Source organism: endosymbiont GvMRE of Glomus versiforme (genome assembly GCF_003546845.1).
In genome coordinates, this window is sequence record NZ_NWVA01000001.1 from 300,860 (window position 1) to 320,171 (window position 19,312).

At 30.3% G+C, this 19,312-nt stretch carries 26 protein-coding genes and 3 tRNA genes; 19 read left to right on the forward strand and 10 right to left on the reverse strand.

Features of this window, described 5'->3' with window-relative positions; translation table 4 throughout:
- Positions 1–337 precede the first annotated feature (337 nt).
- From tsf to GvMRE_RS01740, 19 genes are all read left to right on the forward strand, one after another.
- A complete protein-coding gene (gene tsf, locus GvMRE_RS01650; RefSeq protein ID WP_147409556.1) occupies positions 338–1,174 on the forward strand; it encodes a translation elongation factor Ts in 837 nt (278 codons plus the stop codon).
- A 178-nt stretch (positions 1,175–1,352) separates the two neighbouring features.
- Positions 1,353–2,819, forward strand: coding sequence for a lysine--tRNA ligase (lysS, locus tag GvMRE_RS01655; protein ID WP_147409557.1), 1,467 nt, complete (start codon positions 1,353–1,355; stop codon positions 2,817–2,819).
- Positions 2,820–2,828: 9 nt separating this feature from the next.
- Entirely contained in the window at positions 2,829–3,866 is a 1,038-nt protein-coding gene (locus GvMRE_RS01660; protein ID WP_147409558.1) for a hypothetical protein, read from the forward strand.
- A gap of 17 nt (positions 3,867–3,883) precedes the next feature.
- Entirely contained in the window at positions 3,884–4,183 is a 300-nt protein-coding gene (locus GvMRE_RS01665) for a rhodanese-like domain-containing protein (protein ID WP_147409559.1), read from the forward strand.
- A 25-nt stretch (positions 4,184–4,208) separates the two neighbouring features.
- Entirely contained in the window at positions 4,209–5,900 is a 1,692-nt protein-coding gene (locus tag GvMRE_RS01670; protein ID WP_147409560.1) for a coiled-coil domain-containing protein, read from the forward strand.
- A 72-nt stretch (positions 5,901–5,972) separates the two neighbouring features.
- Positions 5,973–6,332: a helix-turn-helix domain-containing protein gene (locus GvMRE_RS01675; protein ID WP_147409561.1), complete on the forward strand. Its 360-nt coding sequence runs from the start codon at positions 5,973–5,975 to the stop codon at positions 6,330–6,332.
- Positions 6,316–6,684, forward strand: a complete 369-nt coding sequence (locus GvMRE_RS01680; RefSeq protein ID WP_147409562.1) for a hypothetical protein — start codon at positions 6,316–6,318, stop codon at positions 6,682–6,684. The genes GvMRE_RS01675 and GvMRE_RS01680 overlap by 17 nt, the downstream gene beginning before the upstream one ends.
- Before the next feature lie 54 nt (positions 6,685–6,738).
- Positions 6,739–7,035: a hypothetical protein gene (locus GvMRE_RS01685; RefSeq protein WP_147409563.1), complete on the forward strand. Its 297-nt coding sequence runs from the start codon at positions 6,739–6,741 to the stop codon at positions 7,033–7,035.
- The gene (locus GvMRE_RS01690) at positions 7,013–7,384 is read left to right on the forward strand and encodes a type II toxin-antitoxin system PemK/MazF family toxin (RefSeq protein ID WP_147409564.1); all 372 of its coding nucleotides are present in this window, start codon (positions 7,013–7,015) and stop codon (positions 7,382–7,384) included. The genes GvMRE_RS01685 and GvMRE_RS01690 overlap by 23 nt, the downstream gene beginning before the upstream one ends.
- Positions 7,384–7,650 carry a hypothetical protein gene (locus tag GvMRE_RS01695; protein WP_147409565.1) on the forward strand — a complete coding sequence of 89 codons (267 nt, stop codon included), beginning with the start codon at positions 7,384–7,386 and terminating at the stop codon, positions 7,648–7,650. The genes GvMRE_RS01690 and GvMRE_RS01695 overlap by 1 nt, the downstream gene beginning before the upstream one ends.
- 59 nt (positions 7,651–7,709) lie before the next feature.
- Entirely contained in the window at positions 7,710–8,744 is a 1,035-nt protein-coding gene (thyA, locus tag GvMRE_RS01700; RefSeq protein WP_147409566.1) for a thymidylate synthase, read from the forward strand.
- 147 nt (positions 8,745–8,891) lie between these two features.
- Positions 8,892–9,278 carry an MGMT family protein gene (locus tag GvMRE_RS01705; RefSeq protein ID WP_147409567.1) on the forward strand — a complete coding sequence of 129 codons (387 nt, stop codon included), beginning with the start codon at positions 8,892–8,894 and terminating at the stop codon, positions 9,276–9,278.
- Complete coding sequence (prmC, locus tag GvMRE_RS01710) at positions 9,271–10,155, forward strand: peptide chain release factor N(5)-glutamine methyltransferase (RefSeq protein WP_147409568.1); 885 nt, start codon at positions 9,271–9,273, stop codon at positions 10,153–10,155. The genes GvMRE_RS01705 and prmC overlap by 8 nt, the downstream gene beginning before the upstream one ends.
- A tRNA-Phe gene (locus GvMRE_RS01715) sits at positions 10,146–10,221 on the forward strand. The genes prmC and GvMRE_RS01715 overlap by 10 nt, the downstream gene beginning before the upstream one ends.
- A gap of 46 nt (positions 10,222–10,267) precedes the next feature.
- On the forward strand, positions 10,268–10,774 hold the full coding sequence (locus GvMRE_RS01720) for a hypothetical protein (RefSeq protein ID WP_147409569.1): 507 nt from the start codon (positions 10,268–10,270) through the stop codon (positions 10,772–10,774).
- Between the two features lie 32 nt (positions 10,775–10,806).
- Positions 10,807–10,880 (forward strand) — tRNA-Gly (locus GvMRE_RS01725).
- A 121-nt stretch (positions 10,881–11,001) separates the two neighbouring features.
- Positions 11,002–11,340, forward strand: coding sequence for a GGIII-like transmembrane region-containing protein (locus tag GvMRE_RS01730; RefSeq protein WP_147409570.1), 339 nt, complete (start codon positions 11,002–11,004; stop codon positions 11,338–11,340).
- Positions 11,341–11,426: 86 nt separating this feature from the next.
- Positions 11,427–11,771 (forward strand): thioredoxin family protein, encoded by a 345-nt coding sequence (locus GvMRE_RS01735; protein ID WP_147409571.1) that lies wholly within the window; start codon positions 11,427–11,429, stop codon positions 11,769–11,771.
- A gap of 2 nt (positions 11,772–11,773) precedes the next feature.
- Positions 11,774–11,850 (forward strand) — tRNA-Glu (locus GvMRE_RS01740).
- A 151-nt stretch (positions 11,851–12,001) separates the two neighbouring features.
- On the opposite strand, the gene GvMRE_RS01745 is transcribed toward GvMRE_RS01740, so the two are convergent.
- The 10 genes from GvMRE_RS01745 to GvMRE_RS01790 form a co-directional block, all read right to left on the reverse strand.
- The gene (locus tag GvMRE_RS01745) at positions 12,002–12,742 is read right to left on the reverse strand and encodes a J domain-containing protein (RefSeq protein ID WP_216361600.1); all 741 of its coding nucleotides are present in this window, start codon (positions 12,740–12,742) and stop codon (positions 12,002–12,004) included.
- A 51-nt stretch (positions 12,743–12,793) separates the two neighbouring features.
- Positions 12,794–13,270: a hypothetical protein gene (locus tag GvMRE_RS01750; RefSeq protein ID WP_147409573.1), complete on the reverse strand. Its 477-nt coding sequence runs from the start codon at positions 13,268–13,270 to the stop codon at positions 12,794–12,796.
- 38 nt (positions 13,271–13,308) lie between these two features.
- Positions 13,309–14,106, reverse strand: a complete 798-nt coding sequence (locus GvMRE_RS01755; protein ID WP_147409574.1) for a hypothetical protein — start codon at positions 14,104–14,106, stop codon at positions 13,309–13,311.
- Positions 14,046–14,816: a hypothetical protein gene (locus tag GvMRE_RS01760; RefSeq protein ID WP_147409575.1), complete on the reverse strand. Its 771-nt coding sequence runs from the start codon at positions 14,814–14,816 to the stop codon at positions 14,046–14,048. Before GvMRE_RS01760 ends, GvMRE_RS01755 begins: the two co-directional genes overlap by 61 nt.
- A complete protein-coding gene (locus tag GvMRE_RS01765; RefSeq protein ID WP_147409576.1) occupies positions 14,791–15,048 on the reverse strand; it encodes a hypothetical protein in 258 nt (85 codons plus the stop codon). The genes GvMRE_RS01760 and GvMRE_RS01765 overlap by 26 nt, the downstream gene beginning before the upstream one ends.
- A gap of 99 nt (positions 15,049–15,147) precedes the next feature.
- Positions 15,148–15,471, reverse strand: a complete 324-nt coding sequence (locus tag GvMRE_RS01770; RefSeq protein WP_147409577.1) for a hypothetical protein — start codon at positions 15,469–15,471, stop codon at positions 15,148–15,150.
- Between the two features lie 177 nt (positions 15,472–15,648).
- Entirely contained in the window at positions 15,649–15,855 is a 207-nt protein-coding gene (locus GvMRE_RS01775; protein WP_147409578.1) for a hypothetical protein, read from the reverse strand.
- Positions 15,856–15,870: 15 nt separating this feature from the next.
- Positions 15,871–16,800 carry a hypothetical protein gene (locus tag GvMRE_RS14630; protein WP_484454268.1) on the reverse strand — a complete coding sequence of 310 codons (930 nt, stop codon included), beginning with the start codon at positions 16,798–16,800 and terminating at the stop codon, positions 15,871–15,873.
- Positions 16,758–17,552, reverse strand: a complete 795-nt coding sequence (locus GvMRE_RS01785) for a hypothetical protein (protein ID WP_147409580.1) — start codon at positions 17,550–17,552, stop codon at positions 16,758–16,760. The genes GvMRE_RS14630 and GvMRE_RS01785 overlap by 43 nt, the downstream gene beginning before the upstream one ends.
- Before the next feature lie 102 nt (positions 17,553–17,654).
- Positions 17,655–19,073 (reverse strand): ATP-binding cassette domain-containing protein, encoded by a 1,419-nt coding sequence (locus GvMRE_RS01790; protein WP_216361601.1) that lies wholly within the window; start codon positions 19,071–19,073, stop codon positions 17,655–17,657.
- Positions 19,074–19,312 lie beyond the last annotated feature (239 nt).

Below are 19,312 nucleotides of genomic sequence, written 5' to 3' on the forward strand. Positions count from 1 at the left end.
AACGCTAAAAAATATGTTTTATATACCAATTTTCAAAACCTTATTATAAATAATAATGTAGCATCACAAATTCAAAATTCACGTCATTATTTTTTTCAGTTTGTCTATATTACAATTTTAACTATAATTCATAAAAAAAGCACTCAACAAAAGAAAATAAGTTTTAACTTTTCTAATTAAGCGATTCTCATGTTTAGTTTCTATACGGGAGGTTAATTTGCCTATGTTAGTATTTCATTTAGCCGTTGAGGATCTTGTTCGGCAAACGCCCCGTTGATTTTTTGTTTTTTCATATGGACTGAATGAAACAGGTTAAAAAGTCTACAAAAATTACTATATGAATACAGAAAAATTAGCAAAGTTAAAAGAATTACGTTCGCAAATGGAGGGAGTTAGCATTAAACTTTGTCAAGAAGCTCTAGAAAAAAACAATTATGACCTACAATTAGCTCAACAATGATTACAAGAAAAGGCAAAAATTTTTAGAAAAGACCAAGGAGAAAATGAGGAAAAGCAAAAATTTGGCGTTGTAAGCATTAAAAAAAGAGAAAACGAAGTTATTGCTTTTTTGCTTGTTTATACAGATCCTTCTATGCCTTCTGAAAGCGAAGAACTTTGTAAAGTAGTAGAAAGTCTGGAAAATATTCTTTTAGATAATTTTTCTAGTCTTTATGAAAAGAGCGATTGGAAATTACCAGAGGAGGTACAAAAAGAATTGAACGAATTATCATTAAGAATAAAAGATAAAGGAGTTAAGTTAGAAAAATGTCGTTTTTTTCAACAAAAGGCAAATGAACATTTGGGAATTTACCTTCATCACAACAAAAAAATCGGAGCTTTGGTTTTAATTCAAGGAGGAGATGAGGAAATTGCTCACGAACTAGCACTTCAAATAGTAGCCAATAAACCTCAATTTCTTTCTTTGGACAATATCCCTCAAGACATTAAGGAAAAAGAAAAGCAAAAGTTTTTGACCCAGATTCAAGAAAAAAGTCCAGAAAAGAAACCAGACGTTATTCAAAAAATCGTGCAGGATAACTTGGATAAATACTTAATTAAAACTTATGATTGTTTTTTAGAACAGGCAGATTTTCGTGACCCAGAAACTAAAATCAAAGACTATTTGGCGAAAAATCAAGTGAAAGTTAAAGAATTTTATTTGCTAACGGTTTAAGTTTATAAAATAAAATGAAAAAAACAAAGGCTAACCCTAATATCACAAGCCTGTGAAAGCCTTTTTGAAAATAATGGCAAAATGGATACATCATTTCAGCACCTAAAATGCGTAAAAGAAATTTTGTAAAGATAAATTTTTTTCATATCTAATCAAATAAATGTAAAAATTCTCATAAATGCATTCCGAAAACGAAAAAGAGATAAGAAAAAAAAAATTGCAAGAATGAGAAAAAAAATATCAAAATCCCTTTCAAGCAACTAAGTTTTCACGAAATATTGACTTACAAACTATTATTCAAAATTTTTCTGCTTTTTCCCAAAGCGAACTAAAAGAAAAAAGCATTTCAGTAAGTGTTGCTGGAAAAATTTCACGTCTCCATGATGTCGGTGGTTTAACTTTTGCCGATCTGACTAGCCAAAGTGAAAAAATTCAATTAAAAGTTAGTAAAAGTAAAGAAAATATTAAAGATTTTGCAGAATTGCTAGACAAAGGTGATGTTATTGGAGTAAAAGGAATTGTTTGTAGAACAAATAGGGGTGAATTAAGCATAGAAGTAAATGACTTTATTCTTTTAAGCAAATGCTTAAATCCTGTGCCAAATGAACTTATTGACGAAGAAGAAAAACTTCGCAAAAGACATTTAGATTTATTAGTAAATGCTGAAAGCAGGCAAATCCTTGTTAAAAGACATGAGATAATTAAAGCCACTAGGGATTTTTTAGATGAAAAGAGTTTTATCGAAATAGAAACCCCGATTTTAGTTTCTTCAGCTTCAGGAGCATTAGCAAAACCCTTCACAACTTATCATAATAAACTACGACGTAACTTCTACTTACGTATTGCTACTGAAATTCCTTTAAAAACGTTACTAGTAGGAGGTTTTGAAAAAATATACGAAATTGGGCGAATATTCCGTAATGAAGGCATAGATGCTCGTCATAATCCAGAATTTACCACTATTGAAGTTTATCAGGCTTATGAAAATGCTGAATATATGATGAATCTAACTGAAGAACTGCTCCATTATCTAACTAAAGAAGTCGTTAAAAAAGAAGAATTTGAATTTAATTCTCATAATATTTCTTTGAAAGAACCTTTTAAAAGGATGTCAATGATAGAATCAATTAAAGAATATATAAATATAGATTTCAAGAAAGTAGACAATTTAGAGGAAGCATTAGAATTAGCCAAAAAGCATAACTTAAAATTAGAAAAATTTCAAAAAACTATCGGACATGTCATTTTAGCTCTTTTTGAAGAGTTTGTGGAAAAAAAATTAATCCAACCGATTTTTATTTACGATTTTCCAATTGAAGTTTCGCCGTTAGCCAAAAGTAAAATTAATAACCAAAATATTGCTGACAGATTTGAGTTATATATTGGAGGATTAGAATTTGCTAATGGATATAGTGAGTTAAACGACCCTGTCGAGCAAAAAAAAAGATTTGAAGAACAGGCTAAACAAAAAGAATTAGGTAATGAAGAAATTGCCAGTTTTGATAAGGAATTTATTGAAGCCTTAGAATATGGTATGCCACCAGCCGGAGGATTAGGAATTGGCATAGATAGGTTAATAATGTTATTTACAGGACAAAGTAATATTAAGGAGGTGATTGCTTTTCCGCAGTTAAAAGCGAAATAAAATTAAATTATGAACCATTTTAAAAAACTAAAAGAAGAAAAGTTTAACAATGAAGAAGAAGTTCACGAAATTTTTGAGAAAAATTTAAACACTATTTTTCCAAAATTTATATTTTTTTATCATAAATATAGGCTTTTCAAAGAAAGAAATGAGCCAGGGAACGAACCAGACACAATAGCCCGCTGCCCCTCTACAAGAAGTTTTGTGATTATCGAGTATAAAAATAAAAGCGGAGGGGAAAATCCAATTATCCAACTAACTGGTTATCATCAAGCACTAGAATTAGAAGATTTTTATCGCTTAAAAGATACTTGAGAAGAACATTCAAACAATCTAAACGGAGAAAAACTGCCTGAAAGGCTTAAAAAAGAGGAAGAAAGAAAAAAAATAGTTTTAGTTTGCGTGGTTCCTTTTGGATACTTCACAAAAAAACGTGATATTGATTTTATTAAAGCAAATAAAATCATACTAATAGAATACCAAAAATACGAAAATGATGTAATTTTGGTCTCTTGCTATTTCAAGGAACAATCTGAGCATTTGGGATGAGAAAAAGACCACATAGTGATTACAAAAATGAACGAAAAGGAAACTAAAGAACCAAAGGCTCCTCAAGTAAGTATAAGTAGTGGTGATACCCTACCGTTTCCTATTACTGAGAAATTAAAACTTGATGAAAAAATAGAAAAATTTCTTCAAGAAATTACTAGATATGTCTCAAGTTCAAGATCGGATCTATATAAAAAAACTTTTTTCGAAAATTCATACAAAGGTATTAACTATTATCTTAAAAGAAAATCCATTATTAATTTGGAACTTAAAAAAGACAAAATTTTATTATGGCTCAGAGTAATAGAGGAAAAAGATTTTGACTTGGGAGCAACTAGAGAGTTTAGTCTACAAAATGAAAGAGACATTAATCGCTGAGGTAGAGAAGTTTGATGAAAACTTTATGTAGTAAAAGATTACGAAACCCACCAAAATTCTTTCCAACTTTTAGATTATTATTTAAATAAGTATTTGCCTGCCGTCTCTGTCGAAAAATAAAAAAAAGATGCATTATTATGGAATTGATTATCACCAAGCCCAACTTCGAAAAAATCAAACACCAAACTTTAATTATTGATGTTCGAAATAATTGAGAACACCAAGAACTAAAAAAACTTCCTAACAGTGTTAATATTCCTTTTTTAGAATTAATTAGCAAACCAGAAAATTATATTACTGATAAAAATAAGTTAGTTATTACTTATTGTAATTATGGCAATCGTTCAGGCCAAGCCGCTAGAATGTTAAGAGAAAGAGGTTATAAGCAAACTTTTGTTTTAGAAGGAGGGATAGAGAATTATTTTTCAAAAAACTAATTAACAATGAATATCAAAGACATCAATGAACTTTATAAAAAACTTGGAAGAATTATTGGAAGACTATGAAACTAATGAACAATTTTTTGATGCTTCCGAAGAAGAACAAGAAATTTTTTATGACGCTGAAACTGGTGAAGAAAATACAGAGGATACTCAATTAGAAGTTATTGATAATACTCAACAAAAACAAATGAGTTATTGAGAAAAAATAAAAAATCAGACTCAACAAGTAGGAGAAATGCTTAATAATACTTCTAAACAAGTTAAAAGTTATCTGGCTAATACTGATGGTAAAACCTGAAAAGCACTGGAAATTTTAGCATTAAGCGGTGGTTCTGCTTATGCTGGTTATCAAACTTATCCTTATTTAAATTCCATTAGTCTGCCCTCTAATCAATTAAATTTTAACGAGAATTTAGTAAATAATTTTACCAATCCATTTAATAATCCTAATAATTCAACTCCTCCTTACTATTTCAATATTTCATTTGAACTTCCAATAAATAGCACGCATAATACTACTCAAACTTTTTATTTTGATTTTGCTAACAAAACAATTAAGGAAAATTCTACTTGGTATTTAAATTTAGGAGAACTAACGCATGAGAACCTGATGCCAGAAACCATTACTCACACTAGCACGGTCACTCCAGCACCAGTTCACAGCACGGTTAGCCAAACTTTAGAGCCAGAAACCATTACTCACACTAGCACGGTCACTCCAGCACCAGTTCACAGCACGGTTAGCCAAACTTTAGAGCCAGAAAACAGCAATACAAATAAAATCAAACAATTAGAAAATATTCTTAAAACTGAACAAAAAACTAACCGTGATTATCAGATATTTAATTGAATAAGAACTGCCGGAGAAATTGGAGCAGCATGATATTTAATTAAACTGGGTGATAAAAAAGAAAAATTAGGAAAAATTGATACTATTGATGAAATTGAAGAACAATTAAAAAACGAACAACAAACCCATCAGCAAACTAAACAAGAACGAAATAATTACCGAGACCAAGCCGAACAAGCAAAAACTCAATTAAATAATCATACTTGTCCTATTTCTGTTTGTCTCCACCATGATTACCAAGAAATTAAACAAAAAAATCAAGAACTAAAAATAATTGTTTCTTCCTTGGAAAAAGATATTCACAATAAAGAGCAGCAAATTATTCAAAAGTTAATTACTGATTTAGAATTAATTAATTTAGATGAAAATGCTAACGTAGAGCAAGTAATTGAAACTATTCGACATTTAATTAATAAACCACCACTTACTAATATTGAGTATAAAGGAAATTGAGAAAATGAATTAGAAATAGCCAATCAAACCATCACTAAATTAGAAAAAGAATTAAAAGAAGAGCAAACTCCTTTTGGAGAAGACTTACAAGTTATTAAAAACCTTGAATTAACCAGTTTAACAGAGTTATTTGTTCAAGTAAATAATTACTATCAAGAGCAAATTCAACAAGCCGCTAATTACCAACAAGTAGTAAATGCCCGACAAGCCTTTATTCAAGAGCAATTAAGCCAAAAACAAAATACTTTATCAGTAGTTAATCAGCCTAAGCAAGAATTAATTCAATCACCAAAAAATGAAGACATAATTTTAAAAGTTGCTTTAATTGGAAGTTTAATAACTATTGGAGGATTAATTGTTAGAATGAAAACTGCTAAGAAAAGAAAAACAAATCGCCCACTCATTTAAAAAATAGAACTTGGTAAGAAAGTAAAGGCAAAAATAAAAAAAACCCTAAAAAACTAGATAAAAGCAAAAATTATGAAAACCAAACAAGAAAAACAAGAATACCAAAAATATTTAGAGGAATTAAATGACCCCAATTATTCAGGTGGTTCATGAGCTTTACCGGAAAATCCTACTCCCCTAGAACAAGCCAAATATGAGATTTGCCAAAAAGTAATCAGATACAAAAGAAACAGTAAATTAACTACTGATAAACTAGCCCAAAAAATCCAATTAAGTAAAGCCGAAACCGAAGATATTCTTTACTGTCGGATTGATTACTTTACTTTGGATAGATTAATGGATTATACTAATAAATTATTTTCTCCTTGTGAAGTAAAAATCACCATTGAAAAAAAAGAACTCGGCAAAACTACTCATGCCCGAACTGTTTAAACTAATCAAAAAAGAGTTTTCGGAAAAGTATCAAGAGTGATGGTGAACTTACTCAATAAATTTTAACCTCATTTTTAACGAACAAAAAATAACCAAAATCACTATCACTGACTACACCTGAACCAAAAAAGGTCGCCAAGCCATCACCAAAGATTTAATTCTGAATATTTTCAGAGAAATATTGAACGATAAAGAAGCAGAACCCGAGCCCAAGAAAAATCCTGCTTGAAAAAGAGACCACTTTGTTCCGAAAAGAATTCCCTTTAATGGTAAGAAATATAAATTAGTGTTTTGGTTTAAGGATAATACCAACAATCATTTATGAGTAAAGAATTGTCATAGACAGGATTAAAGGTAGATTTAAATTTAACATAAATATGTATGTCCCGACATAAAAATAAATATTATGGCTGGTCGTAATATGAATGTTTATTTTCAAGAGGAAACATATAGTAAAATAAAGAACTTAGTCGCCAAGAGAGAAATAAGCCGCTTTATCAATGAAGCGGTGGAGGAAAAGTTAAAACAAAGACAACAGCAACAAAAAGAAGAGTTAAGGAAAAAGTTAATTGTTGGTTATCAAAGCCGAATTAAGAATAAAAAACTACAAAAAATACTGCTAACCTATGGCGAAATGTCTTGGGAAGACTTATCGGCTAAATTAGAGGAACAAGAAAAAAATGATGACAATTGTAAAAAATAATTTTCCTAAAAAAGGAGAAATTTGATTATTAAGAAATTCTGAACGAATAAAAGAACTTAAAAAAGACTATCGTCCTGTCCTAATAATTAGCAATGACGAACGGAATGAATATGATGACTCCGTGGTAGTAGTGCCAACGACTACTGACGATTTAGAGAATATTTTGCCAGTGGAAGTTTTTATTGACAACACGTCTGAAACTGGTTTAGATTATCCCAGTAAAATTTTGTGTGATTCTCCTTTTACTTGAAATAAAGAAATACGTTTTGAAAGAAAATTAGGAACAGCCGATAAAGAAACAATGGAACAAGTTAAAAAGGCTTGAAGTCTAGCCTTTATTTGAGAATAATGAATCATTTTGATTATGGGAGAAGTTTAGCACCAAAAATCATTGTTTGTCCAAAAAGATGTTGAGGAAATCTACTCTTGCCTATACTCTGTATTCTCAGTTGTTGAAATTGTTCTCTCGCCAAAAAGAGAATTAATTCCATCACCAAAAAATGAAGACATAATTTTAAAAGCGGCTTTAATGGTAAGAAGTATAAATTAGTCTTTTGGTTTAAAGACGACACCACCAATCATTTATGAGTAAAGAATTGCCATAGACAGGATTAAAATTAATTTTTTCCCAGTTTTCCACATTGTTTTTTTTGAATAATCATAAAATTGTATAAATGAATGAAGAATATTTGCGAATCTGTCGTTTAGTTCTCGAAAAAGGACAAAAGAAAAAAGACCGTACCGACATTGGCACTATTTCTTACTTTGGCACCAAAATGGAGTTTGATTTAAAGAAAGGATTTCCACTTTTAACTACCAAAAAAATGCCTTTTCGTTTAATAGTTCACGAATTATTATGATTTATTAAAGGAGACACTAATATTAAGTATTTGGTAGATAATAATGTAAATATTTGAAATGAATGACCTTTTGAAAAATATAAAGAAAAAATAATTGAGAATCCCAGAATTAAAATTGTAAAAAAGTCTTCACCACATTTTTTAAGAATAAATAAATTACTAGAAACTGAGAAAAAATTGTTTAAAAAACTTGACAGAAAACCATCCATTAATGAAATAGCAAAGGAATTAAAAAAAAGTAAAAAGTGAATTTTGGAGACTGATAAATTACATTTAAATATATATGTTGAAAAAATTAAAAAAGACCAAAAATTTGCTAAAAAATATGGTGATTTAGGTCCAATTTACGGTAAACAGTGACGAAATTTTGGAGGAGTAGACCAGTTAAAAGCATTAATTGAAAATTTAAAAAATAATCCTTTTTCTCGCCGGCACATTTTGACAGCCTGAAATCCTAATGAATTAGAAAAAATGGCTTTGCCACCTTGCCATTTACTTTGTCAATTTGAAGTTTCTCCTGATTATCGCTTATCTTGTTTGCTTTACCAAAGAAGCGGCGACTTATTTTTAGGGGTTCCTTTTAACATTGCTTCTTATTCTTTATTAACCATGATGTTAGCCCAAGTTTGTGGTTATAAAGTAGGGAAATTTATCCATATAATTGGTGATGCCCATCTTTATTTGAACCATTTAAAGCAAACTAGAATTCAACTGGTCCGGCAACCAAAAACTTTGCCCCAAGTAGAGTTAAATCCTCAAATTTTTTCTCTTTTTGACTTTACTATTCAAGATATTATTTTGAAAAATTATCACTCTTGACCGACAATTAAGGGAGAAGTTGCTGTTTAATTGGCTTAAAATTATATATCATTACCTTAATCAAATATAGTGCCAGTGATATTTTAGGGAATTTTAGGAAAAGTTTTTTCGTGATTTTGTTCCGGAAGAAGAAAAAAATCCCCACATTTAATTTTCTTTCAAAAAAATATAAATATAATGTCAAAATTGGTAATTGCTGATCTTTCACGAAAAGTTTATAATTTATGTTCACAAATACCTAAGGGTAGAGTTTCTACTTATAAATTAATCGCGATTGCCTTAAATGGTAATGCTTCATACGCCCGAACAGTTGGCAAAATTTTAAGCAAGTGTGAATGCGAAGAAAAGTTAAATTCTTTGGACTCTCTTTGTGAACGTATTCATTGCTATCGTGTTATAAATTCTAATTTTTCACTTGGAGGCTTTACTCCTAACGAAGGAAAAAGCAACGGAAAAGAAATAAAGAGAAAAAAACTAGCCAGCGAGAAGATATTTTTTGATAAACAAGGCTATTTATTAAGGAATCTGCGAAAGAAAGTTATTTTCAAAGACTTTCATGAATAAAAAATTGTCTGAAAAAAAATACTCTTACAGTGATTGTTGAAATTATGCTTTTCAAAGAAAAACGAATTCAGTTGAAGTCAAAAGACAAAAAGACATCATCAGCATTTGCCAAACTACTCCTGTCGAATTTTGGTTAAATTTCTCTAATAAAGTTTTAACTTCAACTAATTATCACCAAATTTGTCAAAAAATCCGACAATACCAAAAAAATGTCCCGCTGGCTTATTTAAATAAAGAAACTTATTTCTATAATTTGCCTTTTAAAATTGAAAAAGGAGTATTTATTCCCCAGAAAGATACCGAAATCCTGCTCGAAAAAACTATTGAATTAATTAATCAGTATTGAAAAAACCAAAAAAAACTAAAAATGCTGGATATTGGCACTGGTTGCGGTAATTTAGCAATTTGTTTGGCCAAAATCAATCCTCAGTGGCAAATAACTGCTATTGACATTAGTGAAAGAGCCTTAGAAGTGGCACAAAAAAATGTGCGACTACACCAAGCAAAAAATGTCAAAATAAAAAAAAGTAATTTATTTAGTAAATTAATTGTTAACCAGCAACGAAAATATAATATAATTATCACTAATCCTCCTTATATTAGTGAAAAAGAGCATCACCAACTTCCTTTTTCTACCAAAAAACAGCCAAAAAAAGCCCTGGTTGCTAAAAATGATGGCTATTGATTTTATGAAAAAATTATCCAGCAAGTTCAGCAGCACTTAACCAAAAAATTTCTCTTAATCATGGAAATTGGTTATCAGCAAAAAGAAAAAGTTTTAAAAATCTTAATAAGAAATTTTCCCCAAGCAAAAGTAGAAGTTTTTCTTGATTTAGCCGGTAAAGAAAGAGTAATTGCGGCTTACAAGGTTGTATAGCTCAGTTGGTTAGAGCGTTGGACTGAAGATCCGAAGACGGCAGTTCAATTCTGCCTGCAACCACCATAAAAGACATAAAAAATTAGAAAGGTTGTATAAAAATATAAGTATTATGACAGTAGGCATATCAGAATTAGTTGAAAGAACACTAGAAAGCGTAAAAAAAGAAGATGAAAAATTAAGGGAAGAACTTCCGGAAGTTTGAAAAAGTTTTACCACTTCAGAAAAAATTATTTTAAAAGTAATTAAAGATCACTTTATTCCGGTCGTTAGGGAAACCTTAAAAAAAGGTGAAGAAATAGAAGTTAAAAACTTTTTCACTATTAAACGACAAAAAACAAAAGTAAAAGGTAATAAACGTTGTGATAAACATGAAAAAGCGGTAGAAAGCTATAACAAAGCGAATAAAGGGAAAGGTATTGAAGGTTATGCTGGTTCTCCGATTTGAAGGAAGTTAATGGCAGAAACAAGAAGTTGTAACAGTTGCAAATCAAAAAAAAAACAAATGAAAGACGCAGCCAAATTAACTACTAGAATAAGTTTTAAGCCTAGCCCAAACTTCTGAATTATAACAAAAAAAAAAGCAGCAACAAAGCCAAGACCGGTTCGATCCAGATAAGAAGATAAAAAATAAGGGTAAAATTTACCTTTGCGGATGTAGTTAAGTGGTATAACCGTAGCCTTCCACGCTACTGACAGGGGTTCGATTCCCCTCATTCGCTCCATTTTTTAATAATATTATAATAAGAATCCTTAAAATAATAATTTGTAAACGGGGTTTCTACTCTCTCTCTCTCTCTCAAACTTTAATAAAAAAATTAACATAAAGCATAAAAATATAAATATATGAGCGATAGCAAAGATAAAAACGAAAAAATGATTAAAACAAATTGAAAAGATAAAGACGGTAATAAATACAAAATAGAAGTAAAAGTAGGCGAAGAAAAAAAAAACATTAAGCCAGAAAAAAAAGGTAAAGATGGCAAAGAAGGTCCTGATATTACTGTTAAAGGTGTAGAAAAAGGATTTTTCAAGCATAAGTTTACTGTAAACGGTAAAGAAGAATCAAGTTTAGCAGGAGGAATTTGAATCGTCGTTGGTGGCGGTGCTGCTCTTTTATTAGCAATTATTGGTTTAGTATTCCTTCGCAAAAAGAAAAACAAAAAACAAGAAGAAGCATTATAAACAGTTGTCAAGTGCTTTTAAAGAGGAATTAAATGTCCTCTTTTTTTCTTTCAGACTTTCATTTTTCAAAAGAATAATTAAAAAACATGTCAAGTAATTCGGTAGACCCAATTGGTTCATTTTTAAAAGAAAATAATCCCCAATTTTTCAAAGAAAGCAAAAAATATCCATTAATAATAAAGTTTTCTGCTAATTGATGCCCTCCTTGTCGACAACTGCAAGAAGAAATTAATAAATTTCTCCAATTGCCAGAAAATAAAGACTTATTATTTTTGGAAATTGATGTTGAAAAACATTCTTCCTTAGCACAAAAACTCAATATTATGAGCATTCCGACCACTTTTCTTTTTTTTCAAGAAAAAGTAATCAAAGATCCACAAGTAGGAAAAATGGATTTGTCACAATTAAGAGAATTTGTTAAAACTAATTAATAGGCCCGTTGTTCATGTAATGGTAGCATACCTCCCTTTCACGGAGGAGATATGGGTTCGATCCCCATACGGGTCACCAAATTTTTGTTTCCAAGAAAAAGTATTAACTACATTTTGCAAGGCGGTAAAAAGGAAAGAAGATTTTTTCTCTATTTTTTTGCTTCTTTTTAACTAATTCCTAAATAGTTGTTTCGCAAATATTTACTACTTTATTACAACTTTTTGGTTATTTAACTTTTTAATAAATTTTGTGATATCATAACATTTGCTGTTTGTTCTTTCTGGTTCTTTAAAATTCCTAACTCCTTCTTTAGTTCTTTTAAGTTCTCTTTTAATCGAAATAAATCTGATTGAACTACATAAATATTTAAAGGAATTTCTTTTCCTAGTTTCTTAAACAGATACCTTTCATCTTCCGTTATATTTGATTCTTCAGGATTAAGTTCTGATTGTAATGCTAATCTACTAATTGTTTTTTCATTATTTTCTATAACATGGTTAAGTTTATCTATGCACTCTTTAGTCTTATTCTTTCTTTTTTCTTTAGAAGCAAAAATATTTTTGCTCTCTAATTTTGCTTTAACTGAATTCTTTAAATCTTCTAGTTCATCCTCTTGGCCTTTTATTTTATTTTCAACTTCTTCAATTCTTTTTTCGGTTTTTTTAATGTCATTCTTTATTGCTGAACGTTCTAGAATTTCTATTATTTTTTTATGTTTTTCTTCTAATTCCTCAAAAGTAGGAACACTTTTCGCAATTTTTACAAGTTCATCAATGCTGATGTCATCTTCGCTTTTTAAGAGAATTTGTTTTGCTCGTAAGATTTCTTGAAACTTTTTTTTGGCTTCTTCTTTATTGTCAGGATTTTTGTCGGGATGCCATTTTAAGGCTAATCTCTTATAAGCTTCTTTGATTTCTTCTTCTGAAGCACCTTCTGACAGACCTAATGTTTCATATGGGACAATTAACAACAAAAACCCACAAAGTAAGCATTAAATTTTTGACACTAAAACCACAGTTGATTATTTTGTGTTATTTTGACTTACTTTGGTAGAAATTATTTTTGATAATCTACTTTCTTCCTCTGCTTTTTGCTTGCGAAGTTCTTCTAGATAATTTATAGTTTCTTCGATTTCATCCAATACTTCAGGATTTTTCACATCTCAATCTCCTCTTTTTAATTCTTTTGCTTTTAGGAGAGAACACTCTAAACAAAAATTCAAATTATCTAATCCATTTATTCCTATTCCGCCTTTTGTATGTTTCATTTTAGAAACTATTCTTTTTTGTTCTTTACATGTGTAGCAATAAGCAATTTTATTTTCTGGAAATGATGCTTCAATTTCTTCCTCTTTATCAAACAGAATTTTAATATTTTCTTGTTCTATCTCTTTTTCTGTATATTCTGTTTCTTTGGTTGGAAATGCGTCTATTATCTTGCCGTTTTTTTCAATCCAACTTTTAACAATTGTTCGTGTTATAGTTATTTTTGATTTCATATAATTAGTTTTTAAAGTAGTGAGTGGTTTTACGCCGACTAATTATTTTTCTTTCTAAAAACTAATCAAATAACCAAGCCAATAATTAACCCTCCGCCGACTAAACCAACCCCAATAACCAAAGGTCAATAATTCTTTTTGGGTTGTTGATTTATCTGCTCTTTCTCCAAACTGGCTAATAAAGAATTTAAAGCGGTTTTACCATACTTTGCTTGATAATCGTTTTCTACTTGCTGTTGAGTGTTTTGATGGAGAGTCAATAAATAATCAATTTGTTCTTGTTGATGTTTAATTTCATTAGGTTTTTGTTGACTAGTGGACTTTTGCTGGCTATTTTCTAATTGTCTTTTTAGTTCTTGGAGGCTTTTTTTGTAATACAATATTTCTTGTTTAGTTGCCTCTTGGTCTATTTGATTGATTGAATTAGTGGAGGAATTTTGTGTTTGGTTGCTATCCGAAAGAGTTATGTTTAACTGGGGAGGAAAGAATTGAGCCTGTCTTGCTCATTGTGAATAATTTGGTCTAGTTTGATTTTGCCAATTATTTAAATTCTCTTGTTCCCATTGAGCTTGGCGATAATTAATATGGCAAGTTGGCGAGCAAAAAGCCAGTTTTAATTCATAATCCAATAATCAACCTTTTGCCATGTCAGGTCATTCTTGCTTTTGGCATTGACCGCAAGACTGCTGATTTTCTCTCTTGAACTGCTCAGCACAAGGACAATGTAAGCCAAAATGTCAAACTCTTTTAGTGAAATTAGTGTAATAGTGAGTGATTATTGTGAGACCGCCTGAAGCAAGATTACATTTTTCACAATGGCTAGCTCCAGTTGGCAAGGAACCTTTCGGCTCTCTCTCTCTCTCTCTCTCTCTCTCTCTTGTTCGTTATCATGCTTATCATGGTCATTATCGGCTGGACGATAAATTTCCTCTTCTTCGCCAAAACCTACCGCTCACCAACTTTTAGTTTCATTTTTTCAAACAAGATGCTTACCTTCTCAATTCATCCCTGTTTTTGACCACTTCGCATCAGTTTTAAACTCTCTAGTGATTAAACAAAGGTCTTTATTGCCACGATATTCTTTTTCGATTAGTGGAAAACATTCCCAACATCATCTTTCATTGTAGCGACTAGGAATTCCACCAAAACAAGGATAAGCTAGATTAGTTTGGCAATTTGAACATTGTTTAGTTTCTTGTTTTTGATTATCACTTATAATTTCCTCTAAATTGCCAAGTAGTCCAGTTAGATTATCTACAAATAGATGACAGTTTTCCAAACTATTGCGGTCATATTCTTCATGCTGAGAAAGTCAGAAACGATAGTGAAAATATTTATCTAATTCCTCTTTAGACTTTTCTTTTAAAGGTTCAATTAAACTTTTTAATTCTTTGGCAATCTCCTTGTCTACATGTTTTAGCCAAACAGGAACACCAAAGATTTTCTTTTCTTTAATTTCCTCTACATCTCGGTAGTTGGAATAAATCTTTTCGCAGATGGATTTTATTTGTTCTTTGATTTTAGTTTGGTTGTTTTGGTCATTCATGATTTTCTAATTCTACACGCAATTTAAAAGCAGTGTGTTGTTCTTTTTCAGGCAATTTTTCTCAAAGAGAAGAAAATATTTTGAAATAATAAACTCACTCTTCACCTCTTAAATTCGAGTCTTGTAATTCCCGATACTTTTTATCGAATCAGGCTACAACCGCCAATTTTTCTTTCTTTGAACATTGGTTGTAAATTTTTTCTATTTCGCTATTTTCTTTATTTAAATTCATATATTGTATTTTTAGAGTTTTGGACTGTTTTGCCTTGTCTCCCAAGAACCATTATGGAACTATTAAAAAAAGTAACATAAAGAATAAATAGCAATTTCCTTAAATAACTTGATGATAAATGTAACTAGAAAGCGTTTGTTTCCTGTTCCTATTTATTTGGTCGAGTAATTCCCAATTTCTGTTTAACCAAATAGATTTTAAGCAAGAATCACAAATTTTTTCACCTCGTTTATTTTCAGGTTTACGGCGGACTTCTTTATAGTTTCAATCTTTGTCTATTCAATAAGACCAATAATTTTTTTGGCTTGGCATACCAATTGCTGGATTGTAACGAGCTTCAAATTTTTCTTGGCACTGAAAGCAAGTGAATTCTTGTGGTTCTAGGAAGTTTAATCTAATTTTGTTTTTTCTCTTTGAGTTCATTATGTATTTATTTTAAATTTTTACTAGCTTTTGCCAAATTCAATCCTTGCTAACTAAAAAGTGCCTACCAAACTTTCCCAACCTTAATATCTTCCACTAATCCAAGGTAAGAACTAACATAAACAAAACTCTGCGAAGGTTTGAAAGGTTTGCCTGTTTTTTTATGCGTGTATTTTTTTAGCTTTTCCAAATATTCCCTTTATCAAATTTATGAATAAGATTTAGTTTATAAGCAAATTTACATATTTTATCTGAGACATAAGACTTGGACTTTCCCTCGTTATATCTTTTTATTTCTTCATTTCCTCCTGACTTTTCACAAAAATCACAATCAGGATTTATTGGTAATTTTCCTTTAACTGGGATTGCTTCACAAACATACATTAATAAGATAACTTGCTAACTCGAAACTGGGCAAATCCCCTTTCTAAATCCTTCAGGTAATGAAAGACAAATATTTTTATAAAGATATTCCTGTCTTTCTAAACTCAAAGGTTCAGGAGTTAGAATAGGAAAAATTAAGTTTTTGATTTCTTGAATACTTTCAATAATCTTGTCTTTATCTTTTCATAAATCAAACTCAATAAAATCTCCATTAGCAAACTCTTGAACTTTCACTACTCCAAGGTTAGAACTCTCAAAAAGAAAATGGTGATACCTTTGAATATTCGATAATTTTCTAAAATACCTCTCTAAAACTTTAAAATCTAAATACTGAAAGCCTTGTCCATCTTCATAGCGTTGAGTTTTGTTTAATCCTGCGGGACTGGATTTTTGGACTACTTCGACAAAATCATCGACTCAGTAAATAGTTGACTTGCGATATTTCTTTTTAATTAAACCAAAGTTGCCATCTACTTTAAATTTAGTATGACCAGCAATCATAAAGTTTAGTTCGATAGTTTGGTAGTAGCCACAAATCACTAAATAAAGGTAAAGTCAAAGAGCAAAATTGTTTTTGTTTTGTCCAGTGGCGTTATCACAGGTAAGTTTAAGGTGTTTTATTTCTTTGCTTGATTGCTTGATGCTGTTAAAAACCAGGCTTAAAGTGCCGTTGGGTCCTTTGTTTAGCAGTTCATTTTCAGCAATTAAATAATTAGCTTGTTCGCTTGTGGCTTCATTTTGAATACCGAATAAGTGAACTTTATAGGAACTTTTATAATATTCTTGGCTAGGTTGTTGGCTATAATGGGGAACTTGAACATTTTGAGCTCAATCATAACTGTAATGAGCCAGGTCTTTTCGTTCTTTGGCTAATTTGGTATTTTGATGGTAATAATCACGCTCTAATTGGGCTTGTTTTTTGTGATTCGATTTTTTTTTTTTAATTGAGCTTTAGTCACTTCATCTTGGCAGGCATGAATTTCAGTGTTGAGTTGATGGCAAGTGTTACAGAGGTCAGTGCGAGGACTCATAAATCCAATATGAGGGGTTAATTGGTGCCAGAGTTTCAGAAAAGTTTCATATTTTAAAGATTTTAGTTTGTCATCTTCTTTACGACTGGCAAGGAAGTCTTCGTGAACTGATTTATAAGTCATTTCAGTTGGCAAGAAGATTGTTGTATTGTTTGCTCTTTTGGTTTTTCCTGGGTCAGGTAAGCCATGGGTTTCAGCATAGTTCAAGATGAAGTTTTTTATTGTCTCTTTGGCTTCTTGGTTAAGGTTCATTTTGGTTTTTCATTGGGGTAGTCTTCCTGTATTGCCGTGAGTTCTTTCAGCAATAGTTAAGTGTCATGCGTCAAAGATTAAGGGTCTTAAATAATCTCTACTTATTCCTAACATATTGAGGTAAGTTTCTTGACAAATGGGAGTTTTGTTATTTCAGCGATAAGAAATTCTTGTGTTAATTCTTTCTCTTTTAGGAAAACGAGAACTAGTGGTTATGTTTCCTTCTTTCATAGCGAGCAGTTGACCCATTACAAAAGTATCTCGAGCTGGTTTGGAGAGAGTTTTAAATTGGGTTCGCAGTTTAGCAAATTTTTCTCTAGGGAGCTTATGAGAACAACCACATTTACAGCCTTTTTTTAAAAATTGAATAGCTTTTTGATATTCGGTATTATTTCTATATTCATAAGTTTCCATTATAAATATATTTTTAACTTACTTTGAAGTTTTTTGTTGTTAATTGTCCCATATGCTTTTATTTCTTCTGCTGTTTTCATTTTATATTATTTTTAACCTCATTTAAGTTCACTTAATTTTCTCGTTTGTCTCGTGTTTGACATAAATTATTAACTTATTTTTCGTCAACTCCTCTAATTTCTGGTAAAATTTTATTTGTTTTTCTCTATCTAAGGCATTATCCGCCTCATCAAAAAGGAAGATAGCAGCATTTTTCTTAGTTTTTAGAACATTGTTAATATTAGCCAATTGTTTTTGTCCTGTCGAAGCACCTTCAATTAAGTTGTCATGAGAAGCATAAGCCACATTGTTTTCTCGTCAATGCCTTAAATTAATATCTTGGTAGAGGTTATAAGTTTTACCCTTAATGTCTGTAATTATTGCTTCTCCGTCATTAGGTTCAATTAAGCCTAAAATGAGATAAATAATTGTGCTTTTGCCTTTTCCATTCCCACCACTTAATCTATTTATTTTTTTAGTTTCAAAAGTTTCATTATAGTTTTGGAGAACTCAATTTTGGCTGGATTTATACTTAAAACCCACATTTTTGAAACTAATAGACTCGATTTCATTAGTTAACTTTAACTTTTCTAAATTATCATTTTTTTCTGGAAGTTGGAGAAAATTATTAATTCTCTGAACCGAGGCACTATAATTCCCATAAGTTAAACAATTAGCAGTAATTCTGCTAAACCAATAACCAATGGACCAAAATAAAACTAGATTTAACCCTGTCAAAATGCTAACTATCAACAAAGGAAAAGCAATCATTAAACGAAAAGGCAAATTGTTTCTAAGGGAAAAAATTCTATTAAAAGAAAGTTTTAGTTTTTCATTTTTTTTACGCAAATGATTTTCCTGCTTTTCATAATGCGAATTCAAACCCATTCCTTCAATTAAATTTCCTTTGTTTACTTCTTCATTAATTAGCAAAGAGTATTTGGTCCGTTTTTCTTTATATTTTTTCTCATTATTAGCAATTGCTCGACCAAACAAATAACTAATCACCCCAATCAAAATCATTCAACCGAGAAAAATAAAACTTATTAAGCCCACATAAATACTAATAAAGTAAAGAATAACCAAAGTAATAGCCGTAAAAGTATCCCGCACTAAAAATTCTCAATTATTTCCTACCATTTGAGCGTCTACTTCAATTAGCACGCTTAATTCTTTACCACGACTGGACTTTTCTTCAAAAGTTAAACGACGAAATTTGTTTAGCAACTTGCTTTCTACATAATTGGAACCTCTAATTTTTAATTCTTCTTCTCACAGCCCTAGAAGATATTCGATAAAAAAACTAAATGTCAATCAGGATAATGCCAAGAGAAATCATTCTTTACTATTCAGTTTAGTAATAAATTTTTGAAGAAATTCGGGAAGCAAAACCGCATAATTAGCATTTTCCTCGCGTAATTTGTCAATTTTTAGAAAAATAACATTGTTAATAGTAAGCAGAATGGGTCACCAGGCTAACATTGCTAATATGGTAATTAAGTAGTTGCGAACTACTTTGACCCGAAATTTTTTAAATAGGGTTCAAAAATCTAATTTGTTTTTCAATTTTGTGTGTGTGTGTGTGTTATTTTCTTCATTAACATTGTTTCATATCCTGATTATAAAAAATTCTTTCTGACATAATATTAAATTTTTAAATTGATAGTTCAATTGAAACAAAAAACTAAATATGAGAAATAGAAATATCTGAAAATCTTTAT